Genomic DNA, 15,960 nt, shown 5'->3' on the forward strand with positions numbered 1-15,960 from the left:
GACGCAATTGATTGTCGGGTGAGAATACCCCATTAGTTGAATTGAACTGAATATACTGGGGTGTTATATGAATATTACGCATATTTTGGGATTTCCGCGCGTCGGGGCTCGTCGGGAGCTGAAACGCGCGCTGGAAGCGTATTGGGCCGGACGGGCGACGGCGCAGAGTCTGGAGCTCGTCGGTCGCGAATTGCGTGCTGCCCACTGGCGACGTCAGGCAGATGCGGGGCTGAAGTATGTAACCGTCGGAGACTTTGCCTGGTATGACCACATACTCGAATGGACGGCCACGCTGGGCGCGGTGCCCCCTCGTTTCGGGCAGCCGCTCGCCCAGCCGGTTGGGCTGGATACGATGTTTCGCATGGCCCGCGGCCGCGCGCCGTCAGGCACGCCCACTGCAGCATGCGAGATGACTAAATGGTTCGACACCAACTACCACTACATCGTGCCTGAACTGGTGCCAGATCAAGAATTCCGCATTGCACGCGATGCGCTGTTCGATCAAGTTCGTGAAGCGCAGGCATTCGGTTATCAGGCCAAACCTGTCATTCCTGGCCCGTTGACCTGGCTGTGGCTGGGCAAGGGAGACGCCTATCCGCACGGGCCGGCAGACGCCGGCAAACTACAACTGCTCGATGCCTTATTGCCCGTATACGAGCAGGTGCTGGCGCGCCTGGCGGAACTTGGTGTCGAATGGGTACAGGTTGACGAGCCTATCCTGGTGCTCGACCTGCCACAGCACTGGCGCGACGCCTACGGTGCGGTTTACGAACGCCTGGCAACCGCGCCAGTGAAGCTGTTCGTCGCCACGTATTTCGGCGGCCTGAAAGACAACATGAGCACGGCGCTGGACCTGCCTGTGGCAGGCCTGCATATCGACGCGGTACGGGATCCCGGTCAATTGAAACTTGTCGCGGATAGCCTGCGGAACGGACAGGTGCTGTCCGCGGGGGTGATTGATGGTCGCAATATCTGGCGCAGCGATCTGGACGCGCTGCTGGCGATATTGGCGCCGGTTCGGGCCCGGTTGGGCCAGCGACTGTGGCTGGCCCCCTCGTGTTCGCTGCTGCACGTCCCGGTCGATCTCGATGCTGAATCCGATCTCGACGCTGAATTGAAGAGCTGGCTGTCCTTCGCGGCCCAGAAGCTCGAGGAGCTTGGGCTGCTGGGACGCGCGCTGACCGACGGCGCGGCGCCGATGGTCGAGCAAGCCCTGGCTCAACAGCGAGCGGCATTGCAGGCCAGGCGCCGATCGACCCGCATTCACAACCCGGCCGTTGGCCGTCGCATGGCCGACGAGGGACGAATCAGCCGCGATCGCCACCCCTTCGCCGAGCGGATCGCGCAGCAGCAGCAGCGGTTGAACCTGCCGCCATTTCCCACGACCACCATAGGCTCTTTCCCTCAGACGGCAGAGATCCGGGCGCTGCGGCGCGATTGGAAGGCTGGCGCGGTGAGTGACGCCGCGTACGAGGCGGCCATTCGAAAGGAGATCGAGACCGTTATTCGATTCCAGGAAAGAATAGGGCTGGACGTCCTGGTGCATGGAGAGCCCGAACGCAACGACATGGTTGAATACTTCGGCGAGCTGTTGGCGGGTTTCGCCTTCACCCGTAATGGCTGGGTCCAGAGTTACGGCTCTCGCTGCGTCAAGCCGCCCATCATTTTTGGCGACGTGGCTCGGCCAGCGCCCATGACGGTGGGCTGGTCTTCCTATGCGCAGTCATTGACCGACAAGCCGGTCAAGGGGATGCTCACCGGTCCGGTGACTATTTTGCAGTGGTCCTTCGTACGCGACGATCAGCCGCGCGAGCAAACCTGCCGTCAGGTGGCGCTTGCGCTGCGTGACGAAGTGGCCGATCTCGAGAAGGCGGGGATACGGGTCATCCAGATCGACGAACCCGCCATCCGGGAAGGTCTGCCGCTGCGTCGCGAAGACTGGCAAGCCTACCTGGATTGGGCGGTGGACTGCTTCCGCCTGGCCACGGCGGGAGCGGCTACCGATACCCAAATACACACTCACATGTGCTATTCGGAATTCAACGACATTATCGAATCCATTGCGGCCATGGACGCCGATGTCATCACCATCGAGACCTCACGCTCGAATATGGAGCTGCTGAAGGCCTTCGAAGACTTCAAGTATCCGAACGACATCGGTCCCGGGGTTTACGACATTCACACACCCAATGTCCCCGACGTGGGCTGGATGGTCGACCTGATGCGCAAGGCCGCAGCACGCCTGCCCCGCGAGCGTTTGTGGGTCAACCCCGATTGCGGCTTGAAAACGCGGGCTTGGCCCGAAACCGAGACTGCGTTGGCCAGCATGGTCGAAGCCGCCAGGACGCTGCGGGCGGCTTGAGGCATGCCTCAGGTCCGGGCAACCGTATGGGCCATGCCGGGGCGGTCCGCGCGAGCCGGTCCGGTCCGCCAGAGCCGGTCCGCCCGAGCCGGTCCGCCCGAGCCGGCCGGTCACGGCCGTCCGTGCCAACCTACACTCACTCAGCGAAGTAGTGCAATAAGCGGAATTCGCTGAAGCGGCCAGCCCGGTCGACAGGGCAGCCAGGCAAGCGGGAAAAGCCGGCACTCGGCGAACTCCACAGCCCCCTGACCCGGCCGACCGGGGCCACCGACCCAGCCACCCGACCGGCGACCCACCGACCGGCGCCCCACCGACCGGGGAGGCGTGCCGGGAGGTGCGCGGCGGGCGGGCGCCGCTGTCTGACGGGCGTGCGGCGGGGACGGGGTTCGGGGGCTGCGTTATACTCCTCAGGATTTGCTGCTTTGCGTCAAGACCCCTGAAGCGCAGGCCCCCTCCATGCCTTTGCCACCGTCCAACGTTTCTCGCCAACCCCTGCATACGCGCACGATACGCGTGCAGTCGTACGAGCGCGACGACGGCCTCTGGGACCTCGAAGCTGAACTCATCGACCTCAAGGCCTACGACTTTCCCAAGCAAAACGGCGAAATTTTCAAGGCAGGCCGCCCGATCCACCACATGCACCTGCGCATCACCATCGATGCGGGGTTCACCATTGTGGCGGCCCAGGCAGCCTACGACGCGGCTCCCTACGAACAGCACTGCACCGCCATCGAGCACTCTTATCAAGCGCTCGTAGGCATGAACCTGCTCAAGGGGTTTCGGCGCCAGGTCAAAGAGCGCTTCGGTCAGGTGGCGGGCTGTACCCACATGACCGAGCTGTCGCAGGTGCTGCCCACCGCGGCGGTGCAGACCATGGCCAACCGCCGGCGCCAGAACAGCAATCCGGACGAGCGTCCATTCCAGTTGAATGGCTGTCATGCCTTGCGCACCGACGGCGCAGTGGTCCTTGAGCACTATCCCAAGTGGTACACCGGGGATAGCGCTGAAGCGGCGACGGGCGCGATCTCCGACACCCCCTCTCTTTCTCATTCGTCCTGACAGGTAACACATGAAAATCCACGAGTATCAAGGCAAGGAACTGCTGAAGCAATTTGGCGTGCCGGTGCCGCGCGGGATCCCCGCATTTTCAGTCGATGAGGCCGTGGCTGCCGCTGAAAAGCTGGGTGGACCGGTATGGGTCGTGAAAGCGCAGATTCACGCAGGTGGCCGTGGCAAGGGTGGTGGCGTGAAACTGGCCCGCTCCATCGAAGACGTGCGCAAGCTGGCCTCCGAAATCCTGGGCATGCAGCTGGTCACCCACCAGACAGGCCCCCAGGGCCAGAAGGTGCGCCGCCTGTACATCGAAGAAGGCGCCGACATCAAAAAGGAATACTACGTGTCGCTGGTCACCGACCGGGCCACGCAGAAGGTCGCCATCATCGCTTCGAGCGAAGGCGGCATGGACATCGAAGAGGTGGCACACTCCACCCCTGAAAAGATCATCACCGAGTACATCGACCCTCTGACCGGCCTGTCGGTGGCACAAGCCAAACAAGTCGCCGAGTCCATCGGCCTGACGGGCGGCTCGGCCGACCAGGCCGCCGACGTGTTCCAGAAGCTGTACAAGTGCTACATGGATACCGACGCGTCCCTGGTCGAAATCAATCCCCTGAACTGCGACAGCAAGGGCAACATCATCGCCCTGGACGCCAAGTTCAACTTCGACTCGAACGCGCTGTTCCGCCACCCCGAAGTTGTGGCCTACCGCGATCTCGATGAAGAAGATCCGGCTGAAATCGAAGCCAGCAAGTTCGACCTGGCCTATATCCAGCTCGACGGCAACATCGGCTGCCTGGTGAATGGTGCCGGTCTGGCCATGGCCACCATGGACACCATCAAGCTGTTCGGCGGCGAGCCGGCCAACTTCCTCGACGTCGGGGGTGGCGCCACTGCCGAAAAGGTGACCGAAGCTTTCAAGATCATGCTCGCCAACAAGGGGGTGAAGGCCATCCTGGTCAACATCTTCGGTGGCATCATGCGTTGCGACGTCATCGCCGAAGGCGTGATCGCAGCGTGCAAGGCCGTCAATCTCAACGTGCCGCTGGTTGTCCGCATGAAGGGCACCAACGAAGAACTGGGCAAGAAAATGCTGGCCGAATCGGGGCTGCCCATTATCAGCGCCGACACCATGGCCGAAGCGGCCACCCGCGTCGTAGCCGCCGTCAAATAAATTGCCAAGGATTCACAAATGTCGATTTTGATCAACAAGGACACTAAAGTCATCACCCAGGGCATCACCGGCAAGACGGGCCAGTTCCATACCCGTATGTGCCGTGAGTATGCCAATGGCAAGGCCGCCTTCGTGGCCGGTGTGCATCCCAAGAAGGCCGGCGAGGACTTCGAGGGTGTGCCCATCTTCGGCAGCGTCAAAGATGCCAAGGCCCAGACCGGCGCGACCGTGTCGGTCATCTACGTTCCGCCGGTGGGTGCCGCCGCCGCCATCTGGGAAGCCGTGGAAGCCGAGCTCGATCTGGTGATCTGCATTACCGAAGGCATCCCCGTACGCGACATGCTGGAAGTCAAGAACCGCATGAAGGCCAAGAACAGCAAGACGCTGTTGCTGGGCCCGAACTGCCCCGGCCTGATCACCCCCGATGAAATCAAGATCGGTATCATGCCCGGGCACATTCACCGCAAGGGCCGCATCGGTATCGTCAGCCGTTCGGGCACCCTGACCTACGAGGCCGTGGCTCAAGTCACCGAGCTCGGACTGGGGCAGTCCAGTGCCGTGGGCATCGGCGGCGACCCCATCAATGGTCTGAAGCACGTCGACGTGCTCAAGCTGTTCAACGACGATCCCGATACGGATGCCGTCATCATGATCGGCGAGATCGGGGGCCCCGATGAAGTCAACGCCGCCGAGTGGGCCAAAGACAACATGAAGAAGCCCGTGGTCGGCTTCATCGCCGGTGTCACGGCGCCTCCGGGCAAGCGCATGGGCCACGCTGGCGCGCTCATCTCTGGTGGTGCGGACACGGCCGATGCCAAGCTCGAAGTCATGGAAGCCTGCGGCATCCGCACGACGCGCAACCCATCCGAAATGGGCAAGCTGCTGAAGTCCGTGCTGTAATTTCGACTCGGCCCAGCCCGGAAAAGCCCGCTACGGCGGGCTTTTTCGTGCGGGCCTCGTTTGCGCCGTAGTCAAATATAATGGCAGCGGTATCCGCTTGCGTCCACAACAAACCGCCGGGGCAATGCACCCGGCACTGGCCGTCCGCTTTGCTCGCGCGACCAACAGCGGCCTGTGCGTCCATATTTCACACCTAGGGGATCACTAGGAAAGAGAGTAATGGAACTTAACTCCGCTGCATTCTGGATAGCTCTTCTTCAAATCGTCTGGGTCAACATCCTGCTGTCTGGCGACAACGCCGTCGTCATTGCGCTCGTCGCACGCTCGCTTCCTCCCACGCAACAAAGAAAGGCCATCGTCGTCGGCTCGGCCGCCGCGATCATCATGCGCATCGTCCTCACTCTGGTCGCTGCAAAATTGCTCTTGCTCCCCTGGTTGAAACTCATCGGGGCACTGCTGCTGGTTTATATCGGCGTGTCCCTGCTGTTGCCTGAAGGCGATGACGAGGGTTCAGGCGGTCAGCAGGGCAGTCTGTGGACGGCCATACGTACCATTATGATCGCCGATCTGGTCATGAGCCTGGATAACGTCGTTGCCGTGGCTGCGGCCGCCATGGGCAACACCACGCTGCTGGTGGTCGGGCTGGCGATCAGCATTCCCCTGGTGATCTTCGGCAGTACCCTGTTGCTCAAGGTGATCGAACGTTTCCCCGTGATCGTCTGGGTGGGGGCCGCGCTTCTGGGATTCATTGCCGGAGAACTCCTGGTGGGCGATCCCGCCTTGCACGATTCGGTGGTGCGGATCGACACCGTGCTGGGAGTGACCGAGCATCAATTGGCGCTGGTCGCGGGAGCCCTGGGGGCGATCCTGGTGCTTGCGATAGGAAAAATTTTCCTCGCCAGGCAAAAGAGCCTTTCTGAAAGCTGAACTACAATAATAGGTTCGCACTCTGGTCGGGGCAAAAAGCTCCGCCCGCGCTGGTGCGCGGCCGGCGCCGCATTCTATTTTGATCAATAATCCCCTGGGGGTCTAAAGTGCTCGAGTTTTTTCAGACGCTGAGTTGGGCGGCAGTGTTTCAGATCATTCTCATCGACATCCTGCTGGGTGGCGATAACGCGGTGGTCATCGCGCTTGCCTGCCGTAACCTGGCACCTAAGCAGCGCATGCAGGGCATTTTGTGGGGCACGGCCGGCGCCATCATCCTGCGTGTCGTACTCATCGCCTTTGCTCTCACTTTACTGTCCATCCCTTTCCTCAAGATCGTCGGCGGCCTGCTGCTGGTCTGGATCGGCGTGAAGTTGCTGATTCCCGAAGACGACGCCCACGGCAACATCAGCGGCGGCACTTCCATCGTCTCGGCCATCAAGACCATCATCGTGGCGGACTTCGTCATGAGCCTGGACAACGTCATCGCTATCGCCGGCGCGGCCCAGAATGCGCACGCAGGTCATCAGCTTGGCCTCGTCATCTTTGGCCTTGTCGTCAGCGTGCCCATCATCATCTGGGGCAGTACCCTGGTGCTCAAACTCATCGACCGCTACCCCCTGGTCGTCACCTTCGGCGCGGGCCTGCTGGGCTGGATTGCCGGTGGAATGCTGATTACCGATGTGGTGGTGGTGAATCAATGGGGCGAGCAACCGACTACGGTTAAAATCGCCGCGGAAGTCATCGGCGCTCTGTTGGTCATCGTCCTGGGTCGCTGGCTTGCCGCCCGCAAGAATGCCTCGAAGGAGTCCGCTCATGAGTCTGCGTAAATCCGATAACCCCGAGTCGGGCCTGAGCCTGTTGCAAGGCCTGACCGTGCTGGCCATCGCCGGCCTCGTCGCGTCGATCATCTTTGCAAGTCTGGCCTGACGTCGTTCGTGTCTGTTCCGCAACGTCTCGTCATCGCCACCCGCGCCAGCCGGCTTGCCCTATGGCAAGCCGAGCATGTGCGCGACCGCTTGCGCGCTTTGTACCCCGCGTGTTCCGTCGAATTGCTGACGCTCACCACGCGGGGCGACCAGATCCTCGATCGCACCTTATCCAAGGTGGGCGGCAAGGGCTTGTTCGTCAAAGAGCTCGAAACCGCGCTCCTTGACGGGCGAGCCGACCTGGCCGTGCATTCCCTGAAAGATGTCCCGGTCGATCTGCAGGCCCCCTTCGAGCTGTGCACCGTGCTCGAACGCGCCGATCCGCGGGATGCGTTCGTTTCGGGTTCATATGCCTCGCTGGCCGACTTGCCGGCGGGTGCCGTCGTGGGTACGTCCAGCCTGCGCCGTGAATCTCAGATACGCCAGCGTTATCCGCATCTTGCTGTGAAGCCGCTGCGCGGCAACCTCGACACCCGCCTTGGCAAGCTCGACCGCGGCGAATACGCCGCCATCGTGCTCGCTGCCGCCGGCCTGCAGCGCCTGGGCATGGGCGAGCGCATTCGCTCCTTGCTCGAGCCTGAAGACAGCCTGCCGGCTGCTGGCCAGGGAGCGCTGGGCATCGAGATCCGCAACGACCGCAACGACATGAAGCAGTGGTTGGCTCCGCTGGCCTGTGCTGGAACCACCGCCTGCACCGTAGCCGAACGGGCGGTGTCAGAGGTATTGGGAGGGTCCTGCCAGGTGCCTCTCGCAGCCTATGCGCAGCTGGACGCCGACACCATCACCCTGCGCGCGCTGGTAGCGTCGCCCGACGGATCCCGTGTCATCCGTAGCCAGCGCTCGGGTCCGGCGTCGCAGGCACTGGCGGTAGGCCAGGCTGCTGCGCAAGACCTGCTTGCCAATGGTGCCGACGCCATCCTGGCCGAACTGCAAGATCCGCCCGCTTCCTCGTAGCCGCCCGGCCAGCGGGCTGGAAGAGGGGGCCACTGAGAAAGTGCCCATGCCGCGCATCGCCATCCTGACCCGGCCCGACGGCCGCAACGATGCGTTGGCGGTTTCACTGCGCCAGGCCGGCTGGCAGGCGTTGGAACTGCCAGCGCTCGAAATCCTTCCGCTCCCCATAGAGGCTGGCGGCCTGCCCTTGCCGCAACACTACGATCTGGTGGTGTTCGTCAGCGGAAATGCCGCGCGTCTGTACCTGGCTCAACTTGAAACCGTGGCTGGGCTGTCCGGGTGGCCCTCGGCCACCCTCGCCGCCACGGTCGGGCCCGCCAGCGCACAGGCCTTGCGTGCGATTCCCTTCTTTGGCGTGGATACAACAGTCCTGCACCCCCCTCCAACCGCGCCCAGCCATGACTCCGAAGCCTTGTGGGCTCAGCTTCGCAGCCACGGGCCGCTACCTCGGCGTGTACTGCTGGTGCGCGGCACTCAGGGGCGAGACTGGCTGGGAGAGCAGCTCGAAGCCGCCGGCGTCCATGTCCAGCGGCATGCCGTCTACCGGCGCCAACCGGCGGCCTGGCCCCCGCATGCCGCCCAGCAACTGCATGAATGGGCGCGCCACGGCACCCAGCCCACGTGGCTGTTGACCAGCGGCGAAGGAATATCCGCCGTGCAGGGCCACATCCGGCAGCAGGGGCTGCAGGCTTGGTGGCAGTCGGCGCGCTATGTCGTTACGCACCCCGCGTTGGCCCGGCGGCTGCAGCAAGACGCGGGTGGCGACGCGCCGGCCCCGATGGTAAAAATCTGCTTGCCGCTTGATGAAGCGATCCTCGCCGCTTTTGTTGCGGCTTGAATCGAAGTTTTGCTTCTTCACCGAATACAATCGCGTCTATGACAGACCAGACTCCAGCTACCGAACCGGCCGCCAACGCGGCAGCCCCGGGCGCCTCCTCGCCCGCCTCGCCGTCAGCGGGCGCAGCCCGGGCCACGTCGAAAAAGCCCGCCGGCGCGGTCGGCGTCCTGACGGTGGCACTTGTCATCGTGGTGTTGCTTGCCGTGGGATTGGGCTGGGCCTTGTGGCTGCAGCGACAGCAATTCCAGACTGCGGGGCGCGAAGTCGCAGCGCGGCTCGACTCGCTGTCCCAGTCGGTGGCCCAGAGCCGTAAAGAGTCTCGCGAAGCGCTGGCCCTGGCTCAGGCACAGGCAGGGCGCGTGGCCGAACTGCAGAGCCAGGCCCAGGAGGTCAAGAGCCGCTACGACGATCTGCAGCAGGCCTGGGAGACGCTCAGCGGCGGCGCCAGTGACGAGTTGCTGGCCAACGATATCGAACGCCTGCTGGTGCTGGCCAACCAGCAGTTGCGGCTGGGCGGCAACGTCAATAACGCAATAGTGGCGCTTGAAACGGCTCAGTCACGACTGGCCCAGGCCGACAGGCCGCGCTTTGCCAGTTTGCAGCAGAGCATCAATGGCGATATCGACCGCCTGCGTGCCGTCGCGACGATCGATATTGCCAGCCAGTCCGGGCGCATCGATCGGTTGGCGGGTCTGGTGTCCAAGGCTCCGATGCTGGTGCCTGACGCTGCCGCATCCGCGCAGCGGCCCGACGAGCCCGCCACGCGTGAACAGCCTGCCTCGCCGCCTGCCACGCCTGACCCGAAATCGAGCTTGCCGGCCGACGCACCGTGGTGGCAGGTCTGGCGCGCCGAGGTGGCGTCCTGGCCTGGCCGCGCAGGCAGCGCTCTGGCGCACGAGCTGGGCGACCTGATCAGCATTCAGCGCGTCGACCAGCCCGAGGCATTGATGTTGTCCGCCGAACAGGCGGGCCAGGCGCGCGCCGCGCTGCGACAGCGCCTGATGACCGCGCAGCTTGCCATGCTGATGCGCCAGTCGGAAATCTGGAAAAATGAACTCGATAACGTCGTGCAGGCGCTTCGCACCTACTACGATGGCCGCTCTCCCGACACTCAGGCCGCGCTGCGCTTGGCTGAAGACTTGGCCCAGACCGACATTGCCGTGCGCCTGCCGGATCTCGGCGACAGCCTGGCAGGCGTGGCGGCGCTGCGCGCTGCCGGCTTCGACGATACCGTAAAACAGGACTGACGCATGCGTACCTGGTTCTGGACCCTGTTGCTGGCTGTCGTCGCCGTTGCGCTTGCCGTCGTCTTGCGCAGCCATGCCGGCAACGTGATGGTGCTCGTGTGGCCATGGCGCATCGAGCTGTCGCTGACGCTCGCCGTGCTGCTCATTCTGGGCTTGTTCGTAGCCTTGTATGTCGGGTTGCGGGTGTTGGCCTGGCTGCTCGCCATCCCCGATCGCATGCGCGCATGGCGCGGCAAGCGAGCCCAGGCTCGCGACCACGAACTGCTCGAACGTGGTTGGACTGAGCTGCTGGAAGGCCGTTTCGCCCTTGCAGAAAAAGACCTGACCAAATTGCTCGAACAGACACGGGTGCCGAGCCGACGCGTGCTTGCCGCATTGTCCGCCGCACGCGCTGCGCACGGCCTCGGAGAATTCGAACGCCGCGACCGTCTGCTCGAAGCGGCTCGTGAGCATGCGAACGGTAATGCGGGTCTGCAGGAAGCGATTGCCACTGTTTCGGCCGATCAACTGCTGGACCAGGGCAGGGCGCAAGATGCGCTCACGGTGCTGGCGCCCCTGCAAGAGGGGGGGGCGCGGCACCTGCACACCATGCGACTCCTGTTGCGCGCCGAGGCCGGGTTGGGCCATCACGAACGCGTCTTCACGCTGGCGCGCGGCTTGCTGCGCCGCAACGCCTTGTCCAAGGCCGAGGCCGAAACGCTGATCGATACCGCGGGCGCCGCGAGGCTGCGGGCGGCCGCCGCCTCGGGCACCGACGCTTGGCGCCCGGTCTGGAAAGACCTGAAGAGCGATGAGCGGGTGCTGCCCGAGATTGCCCTGGCCGGAGCCACTGCGTTCGAGGCCGCTGGCGAGCCTGCCGAGGCCGCCCGCATACTCGAAGCGGCGGTGCCCGTCCATTTCACGCCATCGCTGGTGGCCGCCTATGCGCGCTGCGATGCCGAACAAGTGCCGCGCCGCCTGGCCAAGGCCGAAGCCTGGCTGCAGAAGCGCCCCGCTGATGCGACCCTGTTGGCCGCCCTGGGCATGTTGTGCCTGAATGGACAGCTGTGGGGGCAGGCCGAACGCTATCTTCAGCGCAGCCTGGGTTTCCGCAACGATTCCCATACCCATGCCCTGCTGGGAAGCCTCTACGATCGTCTCGATCGTCCGGCCGATGCCGTGCGGCACTGGCGCCTGGCTACAGCGGCCAGCATGGCGCTTCCTGTCCTTGCGGCAGATCACGCCTTGCCGGCGGCCGAAACCGCATCCGATCCGCTGCACATCGATGCCGAAGGCGAGTATTCCGCTTACCCGCCCGACGCCAGCCTGGTGGGCAGTCCTGCCGCCTATTCTTCCGATCCGATACCGGACGCCGTTCCTGCCGATTACGTACTGGACCCTGACGCCCGGGTTGCCGGCCGTGAAGAGTCGGTCTCCGGGGCGCCTGAACCGGTTGCCGCCATACCGGCACGATCCAGTGCCGATATCGACGACTACTTCGACAGTGCACCTATCCCGGTAAGCGCCTTCGAGGTGCCGGTGCCCACCTACAGCACGCCAACGCCCAGGCCGGCCGAGCCATCGGAATCGCAGTCCGAGCAGGGCGACGACAGCCATCACTCTTTCCCAAACAAGCAAGGTTGAATCATGAGCCTCGATCGCGTGTCATCCGGCAAGAACCTGCCGGATGACTTCAATGTCATCATCGAAATCCCGATGAACGCCGACCCGGTGAAGTACGAAGTCGACAAAGAAACCGGCGCAGTATTCGTCGATCGCTTCATGCTTACCGCGATGCACTATCCGTGCAATTACGGCTACATCCCGCAGACTTTGTCCGATGACGGCGACCCGGCCGACGTGCTGGTTGTCACGCCGTTCCCCATCCAGGTCGGCGCAGTCGTGCGCTGCCGCGCCCTGGGCGTGCTCGAAATGGACGACGAGGCAGGCGGCGACGCCAAGCTTCTGGCGGTCCCCGTTGACAAGCTCTACCCGCCTTATCGCAACATCAAGTCATACGAAGACCTGCCGGCCGAAGACGTCCAGCGCATCCAGCACTTTTTCGAGCATTACAAAGATCTCGAAAAGGGCAAGTGGGTGAAGGTCAAAGGCTGGAAAGGCGTGCAAGCCGCCCAGGAAGAAATCGTGCGCAGTGCGGAGCGGTATTCGCAGGCCTGAAGCCCGAAAAGCAACGGGGGCGGTGCCGCGTGGCAGCGCCCGGGATTGCGCCGGCACGGCCGGCGCGAGATCAACAAGGTCAATGAACATGGACTACGTGTTTCCTCCGTCACCGCCCGTGGGGCTGCCGGTTGCCGGAAGCAGCGCGCTCTTTCCCGCGCGTCGCGTGTATTGCGTGGGGCGCAACTACGCCGAGCACGCCAAAGAAATGGGCTTCACGGGCCGTGAAGATCCTTTCTTTTTTTCCAAGCCTGCCGACGCCTTGGTGCCTGTGGCCGACGGTGAGACGGGCAGCATCCCGTACCCGCCCAAGACCAGCAATCTTCATTACGAGATGGAATTGGTTGTCGTGCTTGGCAAGGGAGGCAAAGACATTCCCGTCGAGCAGGCCGCCGATTGCGTCTGGGGCTACGCCCTGGGCCTGGACATGACCCGCCGCGACTTGCAAGGCGAAGCGAAGAAACAGGGGCGTCCCTGGGAGGTCGGCAAGGCATTCGACCATTCCGGTCCGTTGGGCCCCATTCATCCCCGCAGCGCAACGGGTACCCTCGAGCGAGGTGCCATTTGGCTCGAGGTCAACGGCGAGCGCAAGCAAGCCAGCGACATTTCCCAGATGATCTGGAACATTCCCGAAAGCATCGCCTACCTGTCCGGCCTTTTCGAACTGAAAGCCGGCGACCTGATCTTCACCGGTACGCCGGAGGGGGTGGGGGCCGTGGTTCAAGGTGATGTCCTGGTAGGCGGGGTGGATGGCCTGGGCGAACTGCGCGTGCGCATTGCCTGAACCCGTCTGCACAGTAAGGGAGCATGAATCATGCGTGGAAGAGTCATGCTGTCGGCGCTGATAATTTTCGGCGTCGTGCTGCAAGGCTGCAATACGGTGGCCGGTATGGGTAAAGACATGTCCCGCGCCGGCAGTGCCATTACCGCCGCTGCCGAACGGTAAGCCACGGCCACCACCGTACATCAGTAGTGCCACGGCGGCCCCTGCGGGGGCCGTTGTCATTTTCCGGCGTCGTGATGCCGCATTCGCGGGTGCGCATTCCGTCCACCTCGGTATTTGCGAATAGGCGCCGTTTCGCGGCCAATACAGACTACAGCCTCTGTTCATTGAAAAGGGGCTTGATATGGTCCGAAGCGCTATCCGCCAACGCGGCCAAGGCATGACCGAGTACATCATAGTGGTGGCATTGATTGCCGTTGCCGCCATTGCGGTATACCAGCTGTTCGGTCAAGTGGTGCGTTCCCAGACGGCGGCAATGGCTCGGGAGCTGGCCGGTGAAGATGGCAGCACCGAATCTCGCGCCGCCCAGTCCGCGGCGGGCAAGGCAGCCGCGCAGACCAAGGCGCGCACGTTGAAGTCCTTCACGGGCAACGCCAAATGACACGGCTTGCGTGGGGCATGTCATGCGCGGCCAGGCGGCAGTCAGGGCAGGCGTTGCCTATTGCGCTTGCGGTGGTCGCCGCAAGCGGGTTGGCGTTCGTGGCTTTGTACAACGTGGGTCAGACGGCCGCGGCGCGCGTGCGCCTCACACATGCTGCGGATGCGGCCGCCTACAGCGGAGCGCTTGCGCAGGCGCGCACCTTGAACTTGCTGGCATACATCAATCGTGCTCAGGTGGCCCATCAAGTTGCCATGGCGCATCTGGTCACGCTGGCATCCTGGGCTCAGTTCGGGCAAGCGCAGGCCGGCCAGCGCACTCGTGACAACCCGCCAGCTTCTCTGATCGGCGCCTTGTTCGGTCCATCACTCGGCTTGGCATACACGCGCGCCACGGCCACGGGCGATGCACTGCCCGAACTGGCCAGCGCCTTCCAGCAGCACGACCAGGCCGTGCATCAGGTGCTGCAGAGGGCGTCGGCGTCGGCGGTCGAACACCTGCCCGACGTCCGGGGGCAGACCATGCTGCGAGTGTTGCATGCCAATTATCCGGAGTTCTATCCGCCATACGGCGAGCGAGCCGCCAAGCAGTCGCCTCCCTTGCAACTTGCCGAAACGCCGGATGTCGCGGCGGCGGCGGTCCTTAGGCACGAGGGCAATAGTCCTACTCATCTACGAGGCATGGTGGAACTGGCCGCCAGCCGATACGATTTTCTGCGGCCTCGAACGCTGACCCGTCACAGCGCCTGGATCGTGCAACGCCGTTGCCCGACGCGCCGCCATGAGCTTCGCCGGCGCGGCGGCACCTGGCTGGGCGCGGACGGGCGTTGGGGTGCCCAAGATACGCTTTCCTACCACGCGCTGCGTTCGAATCGCTGGATCGGCTGCTACTACCGGGAATACGCAATGGGCTGGGGGCAGGGCGGCGATGCATCGGTAAGTTCAGACGAATTCATCGACAAGCCCCCTTCAGACTTCTCGCAGCAAGACTTCTGGCGCTGGGTGCACGAGCACACATCATGGGACATCTTTTCTGGGCGCGCAAACCCCATGGCCAACTCGCATGCAATTGCAGGCGCGCAACGATGGGCAAGCCAGGGACTGCCGACATACCATGAGCTCGCCAACACACTGGACGGTCAACCTTTGCGGTTCGCCATCCAGGTTCGCCAACGGGCTGATGCGCTGAGCACCACTGAGGCAAACAGCCAGGTGCGTGCGCCCACCGGACGCTTCGCTTATTCCGCGCTTCGGGCCGTCGAGGCTGTCACGGTATACAGCGCGGCCGAGACCTATTTCGCGCTACCTTCAACTGGCGGGGCAGGCGAGCTGGCAGGCTTGTTCCGCCCTTATTGGCAGGCGCGGCTGGGTACGGTGCCAAGGCAGGCCAGATATGAGGCACTGTTATGAACCGTGGGCGTTTGCGTCATGCGATGCGCGGCCAGGCCCTGTGGGAAGCGCTGCTCGCCTTGGCCGCGTTGGGCGTGCTGATGCACGGCATGGCAGCGGTAGGAACCACACAGTTGCGTGGCCTGCACGCTGCGCAACTTGGCCGGCACGCCGCCTTCGCCGCTGCGCGCGGCCAGCCTGACACGGCGCCATGGCCAGCTGCGGCGATCACGACCGAAATCAGCGCGCACACCGACGCTCATAGGCAGGCAGGCAACACGCAGGTCATTGCTCTGGCACGCGATTGGCTGCAAGCCGATCCGCATTTGCACCGCGGATTTGCGCGCGTGTATGCGCCGCCTGCGATCCCCTTCGTGCGGCGCGATGAACCCGCCTGGCGCTTGCCTGTGCAGCGTCACACCGTTCTGATGCGCAGCGCCGGGCATGCGCATGGCGCCGCCGCCGCCGCGGAACGTCTGCCGCTGTCCGACAGCGGTTGGCGTCTCGCGGCCCAACGATCGCAGCAGGCCGCGCGGGCGCTGTATCGTCGCATGCAGCCCGTAGATGCTCCGTGGGGAAGAGGTGCGTGGTCGACCGATTGGATTGCCAATTGGGCCGATCTGGCTCCCCTTCGCGTAGGGCGCTGAGC

Annotated in this window: 16 protein-coding genes; all 16 read left to right on the forward strand. The window is 63.7% G+C overall.

The features are described from left to right. Positions 1–67: 67 nt before the first annotated feature. The 16 genes from metE (at position 68) to ACV17W_RS00245 (ending at position 15,958) form a co-directional block, all read left to right on the forward strand. Positions 68–2,362 carry a 5-methyltetrahydropteroyltriglutamate--homocysteine S-methyltransferase gene (metE, locus tag ACV17W_RS00170; protein WP_462594444.1) on the forward strand — a complete coding sequence of 765 codons (2,295 nt, stop codon included), beginning with the start codon at positions 68–70 and terminating at the stop codon, positions 2,360–2,362. A 456-nt stretch (positions 2,363–2,818) separates the two neighbouring features. Continuing rightward, a complete protein-coding gene (locus ACV17W_RS00175; protein WP_462594445.1) occupies positions 2,819–3,421 on the forward strand; it encodes a DUF2889 domain-containing protein in 603 nt (200 codons plus the stop codon). A 10-nt stretch (positions 3,422–3,431) separates the two neighbouring features. Further along, positions 3,432–4,592 (forward strand): ADP-forming succinate--CoA ligase subunit beta, encoded by a 1,161-nt coding sequence (gene sucC / locus ACV17W_RS00180; RefSeq protein WP_462594446.1) that lies wholly within the window; start codon positions 3,432–3,434, stop codon positions 4,590–4,592. 18 nt (positions 4,593–4,610) lie between these two features. Next, positions 4,611–5,492, forward strand: coding sequence for a succinate--CoA ligase subunit alpha (gene sucD, locus ACV17W_RS00185; RefSeq protein WP_462594447.1), 882 nt, complete (start codon positions 4,611–4,613; stop codon positions 5,490–5,492). Positions 5,493–5,711: 219 nt separating this feature from the next. Further along, on the forward strand, positions 5,712–6,419 hold the full coding sequence (locus tag ACV17W_RS00190) for a TerC family protein (protein ID WP_462594448.1): 708 nt from the start codon (positions 5,712–5,714) through the stop codon (positions 6,417–6,419). Positions 6,420–6,526: 107 nt separating this feature from the next. Further along, a complete protein-coding gene (locus ACV17W_RS00195) occupies positions 6,527–7,246 on the forward strand; it encodes a TerC family protein (protein WP_462594449.1) in 720 nt (239 codons plus the stop codon). Between the two features lie 108 nt (positions 7,247–7,354). Beyond that, a complete protein-coding gene (gene hemC, locus ACV17W_RS00200) occupies positions 7,355–8,299 on the forward strand; it encodes a hydroxymethylbilane synthase (RefSeq protein WP_462594450.1) in 945 nt (314 codons plus the stop codon). A gap of 46 nt (positions 8,300–8,345) precedes the next feature. Continuing rightward, positions 8,346–9,137: a uroporphyrinogen-III synthase gene (locus tag ACV17W_RS00205; RefSeq protein WP_462594451.1), complete on the forward strand. Its 792-nt coding sequence runs from the start codon at positions 8,346–8,348 to the stop codon at positions 9,135–9,137. Positions 9,138–9,175: 38 nt separating this feature from the next. Next, complete coding sequence (locus ACV17W_RS00210; protein ID WP_462594452.1) at positions 9,176–10,384, forward strand: uroporphyrinogen-III C-methyltransferase; 1,209 nt, start codon at positions 9,176–9,178, stop codon at positions 10,382–10,384. 3 nt (positions 10,385–10,387) lie between these two features. Continuing rightward, positions 10,388–12,007, forward strand: a complete 1,620-nt coding sequence (locus tag ACV17W_RS00215; protein WP_462594454.1) for a heme biosynthesis HemY N-terminal domain-containing protein — start codon at positions 10,388–10,390, stop codon at positions 12,005–12,007. A 3-nt stretch (positions 12,008–12,010) separates the two neighbouring features. Continuing rightward, positions 12,011–12,541 (forward strand): inorganic diphosphatase, encoded by a 531-nt coding sequence (gene ppa, locus ACV17W_RS00220; protein WP_462594455.1) that lies wholly within the window; start codon positions 12,011–12,013, stop codon positions 12,539–12,541. A gap of 88 nt (positions 12,542–12,629) precedes the next feature. Beyond that, complete coding sequence (locus ACV17W_RS00225; RefSeq protein ID WP_462594456.1) at positions 12,630–13,325, forward strand: fumarylacetoacetate hydrolase family protein; 696 nt, start codon at positions 12,630–12,632, stop codon at positions 13,323–13,325. A gap of 45 nt (positions 13,326–13,370) precedes the next feature. Continuing rightward, positions 13,371–13,487: an entericidin A/B family lipoprotein gene (locus tag ACV17W_RS00230; protein WP_462596412.1), complete on the forward strand. Its 117-nt coding sequence runs from the start codon at positions 13,371–13,373 to the stop codon at positions 13,485–13,487. 181 nt (positions 13,488–13,668) lie between these two features. Then, on the forward strand, positions 13,669–13,926 hold the full coding sequence (locus ACV17W_RS00235) for a hypothetical protein (RefSeq protein ID WP_462594457.1): 258 nt from the start codon (positions 13,669–13,671) through the stop codon (positions 13,924–13,926). Next, complete coding sequence (locus ACV17W_RS00240) at positions 13,923–15,332, forward strand: hypothetical protein (protein WP_462594458.1); 1,410 nt, start codon at positions 13,923–13,925, stop codon at positions 15,330–15,332. The genes ACV17W_RS00235 and ACV17W_RS00240 overlap by 4 nt, the downstream gene beginning before the upstream one ends. Beyond that, positions 15,329–15,958 carry a hypothetical protein gene (locus tag ACV17W_RS00245; RefSeq protein ID WP_462594459.1) on the forward strand — a complete coding sequence of 210 codons (630 nt, stop codon included), beginning with the start codon at positions 15,329–15,331 and terminating at the stop codon, positions 15,956–15,958. The genes ACV17W_RS00240 and ACV17W_RS00245 overlap by 4 nt, the downstream gene beginning before the upstream one ends. The last annotated feature ends 2 nt before the right edge of the window (positions 15,959–15,960 follow it).

The sequence above is a fragment of the Bordetella sp. MIP270_01_BMS genome, assembly GCF_054958705.1.